Annotated in this window: 5 protein-coding genes; 1 reads left to right on the top strand and 4 read right to left on the bottom strand. The window is 39.9% G+C overall.

The genetic code is table 11. From position 1 onward, the window contains the following. Window positions 1-286: IS30 family transposase (locus tag FCU94_RS15755; protein WP_176289446.1), on the top strand; the 286-nt coding region annotated here is incomplete at its 5' end. Window positions 287-311: 25 nt separating this feature from the next. Here the strand turns inward: FCU94_RS15755 and FCU94_RS15750 are convergent. From FCU94_RS15750 to FCU94_RS15735, 4 genes are all read right to left on the bottom strand, one after another. Next, window positions 312-755, bottom strand: coding sequence for a hypothetical protein (locus FCU94_RS15750; RefSeq protein ID WP_072611821.1), 444 nt, complete (start codon window positions 753-755; stop codon window positions 312-314). Window positions 756-905: 150 nt separating this feature from the next. After that, window positions 906-1,232 (bottom strand): threonyl-tRNA synthetase, encoded by a 327-nt coding sequence (locus FCU94_RS15745; protein ID WP_176289445.1) that lies wholly within the window; start codon window positions 1,230-1,232, stop codon window positions 906-908. After that, window positions 1,225-1,494 (bottom strand): glycine zipper domain-containing protein, encoded by a 270-nt coding sequence (locus tag FCU94_RS15740; RefSeq protein WP_176289444.1) that lies wholly within the window; start codon window positions 1,492-1,494, stop codon window positions 1,225-1,227. Before FCU94_RS15740 ends, FCU94_RS15745 begins: the two co-directional genes overlap by 8 nt. Window positions 1,495-1,639: 145 nt before the next feature. Beyond that, a complete protein-coding gene (locus FCU94_RS15735; protein WP_176289443.1) occupies window positions 1,640-2,110 on the bottom strand; it encodes a GNAT family N-acetyltransferase in 471 nt (156 codons plus the stop codon). Between the last annotated feature and the right edge of the window lie 165 nt (window positions 2,111-2,275).

The raw sequence follows: 2,275 nt of genomic DNA, 5'->3' as shown, positions 1-2,275 counted from the left end.
ACCTTTTAAGACGATAACTGCGGATAACGGCACTGAATTTCATAGTTATGCACAATTAGAAAAACATCATAACTGCCTGTTTTACTTTGCAAATCCATACCATTCATGGGAGCGAGGCACTAATGAAAACACCAATGGCTTGATACGACAATACTTACCAAAACGCACTTCTATGTCACACGTGACACAGAAGCTCTGCAATGAAATTGCACACAAATTAAATACGCGCCCACGCAAAAGGCTTGGGTATAGAACACCAACGGAGTATATTCATGCGCATCTGTAAAAAGTGTCGCACTTCAAACTTGATACTAAGTGTTTTTGCCCACTTGCTTGATACGAGAAGAGTTCAACTGTTTATGAAGCAACCTAATCTCTAGCTCCGTTTTTTCCTTTTGCTTCACTAAAATCTCATCTTGTAGCGGTTGAATTTTTTTATGCCAGCGATAAAACCCAAAAGCCATCAAAAATAATGACAAAGCTAGCAAGAAGCTAATTGCATTCATATAGGTTTTCTTGTCCGAAGTATCGATCATTTCCTTTACTTCCAGAACTTCTTTTCGAGCCGATTGTTCTGGCGTTAATTTAGATAAGGAAGACAATACCTTAAGCTCTACATAGCGAGCATGAGAGTTAGCTTGAAATGTAGAGTAAACGAATACAAAAAGTGCCATAGTTGAAACTAGAAGTACAAGCCCAAACATAGCGTAGAACTTATATATATTATCCGTAGGAATGGATATCCTTGATTGCAAAGTTTTCTCCTTACACTTAACGCCCAATTAAGGTGTGAAGCACGCGACCACGACACTTAACTTGACCACAGTAATCGCTGAACTAAACTCAAACCAAAAATGCCAAGCGTGCTGAATCACTCTTAAATTGTTTGTTATAACAAATTTTTACTAGCGATCTGTTTGAACTGTATTTTGACTTCGATTGCGTGATAGCGAGAAAGGCATATCACGATAAACAGTCTTGAGGGCATTAACAAACAATACCGAACCCGCAATAAGAATATATAGATTCAAGTCGGATACTAGTGATGCCAGTTCATCAACAAATGTACTCGCAATCAAAACACAACCACAAACGAGTTGAAAAGACTGCAAGATTATATTTGTAATAGCTTGTTGATCAAAATCTAAGCCTTTTTTATACGTAAGACAGGCATAGAACAAAATGAGAATAGCGGCAACAATAGCAGATGGAATAAATAGAGCTTTATCCATTATTATTCTCCTTGTTTTCGTCAACAGCATTTCCAAGCCAAGCTCCAAGCAAACCACCGACGACTAGCCCAACCGGACCACCTAGCGAGGCTCCTAATATCGCACCTCCAGTCGCTGCGCCAACAGCCCTATCACTGTTCTTTTTAAATGAAGAGGCTGACGTTATATGACCACAACTTCTGCAAACCCTATCACCTGTATCCATACCGTTAATTTTTTCTTTATAAGTATCCTCAGAAGAACACTTCGGACATTTGTACATAACTTTCCTTTATTTAAATTTGTTATAACGCCCAATTAAGGGGTGAGCAACGCTACCCCCCATACCTAAAGCATTGTGCCATAAACACAAAACCCGAAGTAGAACCAAAAATGCCAAGCGTTGGGAATCCCTCTTAAATTGCTTGTTATACGAATTTTTCCACCAATTCCCGTGTCATAAAGTGACTATGTGGATCGAGTTCATAGTTGGCAAATGGTTCGCAATAAGTAAACCCGAATTTCTCATACAGGTTTCGAGCTGGTTGGAAGAATTGCTGAGTACCAGTTTCAAGGCTAACTTTGCGGTATCCCTTGTCGATAGCTGTATTCAAAGCATGGGTTAATAGCTTAGTTGCCACACCGGACTTTCGGGATGAATTAGAAGTTCTCATAGATTTCAATTCAACATGACGGGGAGTGAGTTGCTTGATAGCAAGGCAACCTTGTATTTCACCGTTAACCCAACCGCTGAAGAATGTAATATCTGGTGATTTAAGTGCATCGACATCTAAGGCATGAACACTTTCTGGAGGTGATGTTGCATACATATCAGCCAAATGCTCTTCGAGCAATTCAATGACTTCTCCACCCGATAGATCGTCTATTTTGATTTCCATATTCCGAACTTTCCTTATTCGTATAACGCCCAATTAAGTAGCCCGAAACGCCCTGGCTCACTTTCCGCATTGCTCGGCAACACAAAAACCAACGCAAACCAAAAGTGCCACGCGTTGAGGGTCTGCTTGAATTGTTTGTTATGTTTTACCACAAATGACTGATTT

The organism is Vibrio sp. JPW-9-11-11, assembly GCF_013369335.1.
Taxonomy (GTDB): domain Bacteria; phylum Pseudomonadota; class Gammaproteobacteria; order Enterobacterales; family Vibrionaceae; genus Vibrio.
This window is presented reverse-complemented; position numbering and strand designations above follow the sequence as displayed.